Origin of the sequence: Paramuribaculum intestinale (genome assembly GCF_003024925.1) — a bacterium.
Lineage (GTDB): Bacteria > Bacteroidota > Bacteroidia > Bacteroidales > Muribaculaceae > Paramuribaculum > Paramuribaculum intestinale.
Window position 1 is genome coordinate 1 of the sequence record NZ_PUED01000155.1, and the last position, 5,617, is coordinate 5,617.

At 45.9% G+C, this 5,617-nt stretch carries 7 protein-coding genes and 1 pseudogene; 4 read left to right on the top strand and 4 right to left on the bottom strand.

Translation table 11 applies throughout. From position 1 onward, the window contains the following. Positions 1–49 precede the first annotated feature (49 nt). From C5O24_RS14620 to C5O24_RS10340, 4 genes are all read right to left on the bottom strand, one after another. Complete coding sequence (locus tag C5O24_RS14620) at positions 50–238, bottom strand: YodC family protein (protein WP_107037062.1); 189 nt, start codon at positions 236–238, stop codon at positions 50–52. Between the two features lie 3 nt (positions 239–241). Then, a complete protein-coding gene (locus C5O24_RS10330) occupies positions 242–517 on the bottom strand; it encodes an HU family DNA-binding protein (RefSeq protein WP_107681795.1) in 276 nt (91 codons plus the stop codon). A gap of 170 nt (positions 518–687) precedes the next feature. Next, a complete protein-coding gene (locus tag C5O24_RS10335; RefSeq protein WP_161553879.1) occupies positions 688–1,962 on the bottom strand; it encodes a PcfJ domain-containing protein in 1,275 nt (424 codons plus the stop codon). Between the two features lie 13 nt (positions 1,963–1,975). Continuing rightward, entirely contained in the window at positions 1,976–2,479 is a 504-nt protein-coding gene (locus C5O24_RS10340; RefSeq protein WP_107681797.1) for a PcfK-like family protein, read from the bottom strand. 836 nt (positions 2,480–3,315) lie between these two features. Here C5O24_RS10340 and C5O24_RS10345 point away from each other — a divergent pair. From C5O24_RS10345 to C5O24_RS10360, 4 genes and pseudogenes are all read left to right on the top strand, one after another. Further along, positions 3,316–3,681, top strand: a complete 366-nt coding sequence (locus tag C5O24_RS10345) for a type II toxin-antitoxin system MqsR family toxin (RefSeq protein WP_107037044.1) — start codon at positions 3,316–3,318, stop codon at positions 3,679–3,681. Continuing rightward, a complete protein-coding gene (locus C5O24_RS10350; protein WP_161553880.1) occupies positions 3,671–4,624 on the top strand; it encodes a type II toxin-antitoxin system antitoxin SocA domain-containing protein in 954 nt (317 codons plus the stop codon). The genes C5O24_RS10345 and C5O24_RS10350 overlap by 11 nt, the downstream gene beginning before the upstream one ends. 11 nt (positions 4,625–4,635) lie before the next feature. Further along, positions 4,636–5,061, top strand: a complete 426-nt coding sequence (locus tag C5O24_RS10355) for a hypothetical protein (RefSeq protein WP_107037046.1) — start codon at positions 4,636–4,638, stop codon at positions 5,059–5,061. A gap of 88 nt (positions 5,062–5,149) precedes the next feature. Next, positions 5,150–5,617 (top strand): annotated as a pseudogene (locus tag C5O24_RS10360) (hypothetical protein); the annotation flags it as partial.

The window sequence follows — 5,617 nt, forward strand, 5'->3', positions numbered from 1 at the left end:
GGCAAATAGAGGCTTATCCAGATGAACACATTTCGCTCAATCATTCAGATTATACAAATTCAAGAGCCACAATTGGAAAAACATGGACGTGGAAATTGCTATTTTCATCAAACCAACTGCATTCTGCTTTTGATTTATCAGAAGACCCATCTTCCGAATACGGGTATTTTGTAATTGTCATATCGGGCCCTCCTGATTTAAGATAGACTTGAACCCCGACTGCAAATTTCTTATCCATTGATTATTTTGCTACTTCTTCAAGGAATACTTTGGCGGGTTTGAATGCCGGGATGTTATGGGCGGGAATTACTATAGTGGTATTCTTGCTGATGTTGCGGGCTGTTTTCTCGGCTCTACGCTTGACGATAAAGCTGCCAAAGCCACGGAGATACACGTTTTCGCCGTGTGCGAGACTGTCCTTCACAACGGTCATGAATTGTTCGATAACGGTTACAACCGCAGCCTTGTCAATGCCGGTTGTCTTTGCGATTTCACTCGCTATTTCTGCTTTAATCATTCCTGTATTGCTTTGAATTTGATGAGTTTCTAAATGCAAAATTACGAAAATAGCTGAATTTCGGAACGATTACCTGCACAACGCCGCCTTTGGGCGGCCGAAATTTTTAGCAAAAATGAGGGTGACGGAGGTCTTATGCTCCGCCACCTTCATCGCTGATATGGCACTGGCTATGCTCTTTTGCGCTCTGCTATCATCTTCTTGTTGGCGTTGATGATACCGGCTATCTGCTCGGTGTACTCGCATATTCCGTTGGCAAATGCCCGGCATTGGATTATGTGGTAGTCGTCAAGCGAGATTTCGATGGTGGCTATCTGCTTGTTGCCGATGTAGGCGGTGAGGGTCAGCGTATTCTCTTTGAGAAAATATTTGGCTGTACCGCAACAAATAGATTGACTTTCTCCGATTTTATAGTAATCGTCGATGGTGTCGATTGAGTGAATTTCAATCTCCCCGTCAGTCATCGCCATTCCGAAATAGCGGGATTTGAGTTCCTCAAACTTGGCTTTGTCCTCAATGGCTTGCTGACGTTCTTTCTCTCTCTGCTCCTTGATGCGCTGGCGGTTGACCTTTGCCACATATATGTCGTGGGCAGTTTTGAGGTCTTGGGGTGCTATCAGAGAGGGAGAATTGATGTCTCTGCCCATCTGCTCCAACATCTTGATGTAGTCGAACCACAATCCAACATCCTTGAACTTGTATCCGTTGCGCTTGGCTATCTTGATTGTGTTCCAATAGTAATCAACATCATCCGAGTTAAACGGACTGCCACATAGATAATGGAGCAATTCCATCTCGTTGGCTTTCATCAGAGTCTCGGCTTTGGGGTTGGTCAGCAATTCTTGGAAGAGTGTCACGGGGTGGATATGGTGGCAACTGCCTTTGAATCCGTTGCGCTTGATGGTGTCAGTTACCTTGATGCGAGGGTAAACCCATTCATCGGATATGTGTCGGAAAGCATCGTTATCACGCCTTATCTCCAATGGAGAGCCAAAGGCGAAACTGTCTATGTAGTATCCCAACGTTCTCTGCAATCCCACTACGGTGGTATTACCCGTGCAGTCAATCCAGTAACTGCCGATTTCAAGAAAGGCTGGCTTTGCCTTCATACCCTTGCGCATTTCAACCATCATCAGGAACATTCTGACTACCTGATAACCCTCCATAGTGGTGATTACGTTGAAATAGGACTTGTCTCGGATAACTCTTTCTTTGGTGTCCTTGATTTCGATTTGTGCGCCACACTCGGGACATAGGCACATTCCGTTTCTTGTTTCCAACCACTCGTGACCGCATTTCATGCAGGTACACATTCCGGATTTCAGTCTGTATCCGTAGTGATTGATAGTAGAGTTGAGAGCCCAATTCGTTTGTGGAGTGGAGAGCGGGCGAAGTCGCCCGTTCAGTTCCACTATATGCTTCTCTCTTAAAGTCTTTGGTTTCATTGTCTTGGGGTGTTTAGAGTTCATCAAAAAGGTTGGGGATTGAGTCAATCTCTGCTCCGGCTTTGTGAGAGGTGGGGGTCGGCTTGGGTTGAGCCTTCGGCTGAGATTGTCTGCGGAGTTCCCGGAGTTGCTCATCCTTGTACTGCTCCATAGCCTGCTCTTTGAGTTCGGCTTTATCCTCATCGGTAAGTTCCGGCTTGGATACCACGATGTTGCAGTTGATGGGTGTTCCGCCATCCTCGATATTCGCCTCATCAAAGTAGTCTACGAGGATATTTTCAACGGTTTTCTCATCTACGACGCATAGACCGCTCTTTTGGATAGTCCTGCAAAGGTGATTTACTGCACCTTCCATACTCTTGGATGGGTTCGCCATCTTGATAGCGAATGTGGGTTCTACGATGCAACGCTCTTGGAGCATCTGCTGCATAACTGCGATTGCAGCGTTGTTGGATTTGGCTCCGGCTTGTCTATTATAAGCGGAGTCTCCTATTCCTTTGGAATTCATAGTAGCCATATCAGTATTGTATTAAAGTGTAAGTAACCAAAAGATTATCACCACTGCGGAGATAAGGGATATAACCCAGCCTATACCTCGGCATATCGGTTTGAGTATCACCATAAGCACCAACCCGACCACTGCTCCGATGATGATTGCCACCACCTTTGCAGTCCGTCTTAATGCGGTATGAGCTGGCGAAGGTGTGAAGCTCGATTTTTTAATATGTCGGTTATTCAGTGTCATAAGGCGATATTTTTTTTAACCTCAATGCGTCTATTTCGCAGTATGAAGTATGTTCGCTCGATAACACCACGGCGTGACGGAAGCAGAGGGATGTTCGCCTCACGGCTTAAAAAATACGAGCTGACCACCAGGAAGTCTGGAGATTTTTTCAGCCGAAAGGCAAAGAATATCCCGTTCCGTCACGTTATCCATTCCGAGCGAATATACTCTCCGTACTGTGATATATGCGATTGTCGTGGGAAAACATTGAGCCGCAAGTGCCTTTAAGGAGACACTGAATGACCGACATACTAAGATGGGAATTCTCTAAATATAATAAGGTGTAAACCTGTAGTACAGATGTGGAGCGGGCGTTAAGAACACGGAGCGAAGGAATAGACGGAGCAGGTACAGCGACACTTGTGGCGCAACCTGCACAGGCGATCCTTCACTTGGTGTTCAGCCGGCTCTTATACGTGGACAATGCGGTCTGCGGTAGTGCCGGACTCGCTCCAAACACCGCCGACGGCATTGTCCCGGAAATAGTTTTCATGGGGAATTAGTACGGTATAACGAACAAATACAACGGTAAAGTTGTATTATTTGAAAATAGTTCGTAATTTTGCAATATGATAACAAAGGAGCAAGTCGAGAAATTCTTGGAAGATTTTAGCCTGAAGGTTAAAATCTTCGGCATCCGTTTTCGTGATGACAGGTCAAAAAATCAGAACAGTCTGCTGGAACTTGGAATAACCCCAAGCCAGCGACTGGAAATCATCATGCAGCTGGATTGCTATGATTACTCCGAAGGTCCCATCGTGGATGTGCTGAACAGCCAAGGCGAAATGTGGGTATTTGGAAAGGATGTCAGGGGAAACGAAGTGTATATCAAGATTACTCTCGGCAAACCGAATTCACACACTATCTGCATATCATTTCACAAAGCCGAACATCCGATGTCTTACTCTCTAAAAGATGACGCTCATGGAAAGTAATGTATTGTCAAGTGGAGAGAAATTCTTTCAGGAAGAGAGAACCGCAACCTTCCGCAAGGAAGAGTTTACATATATACATACCGGTATCATTGATGAGGACGGTGAAATGTGGACCACTACAGAACTTGACGAAGCCAATCTGTTTCAGGTTTACAACCAGTATCGTGCCAAGCATGGAATACCTTTCCCGGATGAAATAGCCGGGCTACGCAAGCACTATGGTATTTCAGCCGCGAAGATGGCACAGATTCTCGGTTTCGGCATAAATCAGTATCGCATGTATGAGGACGGTGAAGTGCCAAGCATTTCCAATGCCCGCACAATAATTGCAGCGAGGGAGAAAACAGTGTTTTTGTCCTTCATCGAGGCATCCAAAGCCGATATGACGGAACAGGAGTACAACCGTATCCGCAGGAAAGTCGATGACGCCAATGGTGATTTCGCTATGACAAACCAACCGTCTGTTTACAGTGGCTATCGCTCGCTCTCGATGGAAAAGGTTGCAGCGGTCGGACATTTGTTAATCTCCAAAATCGGCTCGACATTTGTCACAAAAATGAACAAACTTATGTTTTATGCCGATTTCATTCATTATAAAAGACATGGCTATGGCATAACCGGCCTGTCATATCGAGCGTTGCAATATGGCCCCGTTCCGGAGTCATGGGGCACTGTGTATGGAACTATGTCCGGTATCTCAATGGAGGAATTTGTCTATCCGAGCGGACAGAGCGGCATACAGCTTGAGATTAACGCCGAAGCGGACTATTCGGCCTTGGACGAAAAGGAAATAGCCACGGTTGAGACTGTCTGCAAATTGTTCGCTGACATGAACGCCGGAGAAATCTCAGAGACAAGCCATAAAGAAAAGGCTTGGATTGCGAACCATCAGACACGCGCAGAAATTTCGTATCAGGATGCCTTTGCGCTACATTACAACTAAATGGATTGTGTATGGCAAAGAAAAAGAAACATAAGCCGCAACCTCCGACCGAGTATGTCGAGGTCGAAGTCAATCACGGTATGTTTGAGGATTACCTTCAGTATGGCCCGCAGTATGACACTGTCAACGAGTGCCCCATATTTGAGGGTGAGACGGAATTTGTCGCCCGGCAAAGCTTCAAGAAACAGCCGAAAGATGTCAAAGAGTTGCTGAAAGATATAATGGTCAACTTCGTTACGGATTATTGGCAGACCTGTCGGCAGATACCGGTTGACGGAGATTTGAAACAGCTACGCAAGAACGCACTTGATGCACTTCTTCACGACCTCAGAATCTACCTCAAAGATGATAAGGAGGTGACGCAATTCCTTAACGGATGTGTCGCCACAACAATAAACCGTCTGTTAAAGGCGGAAAAGGCGTCCAATAACGTTTAGGTCGTCCATAATCGCAGTTTTTTGTAGAAATCGCGGTTATAATCGCAAAAATTTGTACCTTTGTATTCTCTTAATCGTGATTTTTTGTATGGCAGTTAAAGTTGACACCCAAAAAGAGATTATATTCGGTTCGTCTGATCCGAATATTTCCCGTGTGCTCAGCAAGAAGGAAAAGAATGGTGAGCTGCGTAAGGTCGCGCCACGAATCTATACAACCAATCTAATAGACAGTCTGGAGAATATCGTGCGCCGTAACCTTATGGATATTCTGGTGTATCGTTATCCGGATGCTCTCATAAGCCATCGCAGCGCGAAGGAGATGCGCCCGACAGCGACGGGAGATTTCTTCCTCACCAATTCCACAACAAGGCGAGTGACCGACCTGCCGGGTATCACGCTTAACTTTGTCAAAGGTCCGAAAGCGACTTCACGCGATATTCCGTTTATGGGTATGCACATATCCGGCGAATACCGCTATATGCTGGAGAATATGCATATTCTCCAGCATATAGCGGTATTCGCCGGATATGTGCATACCCATAAACGGAATATCGCG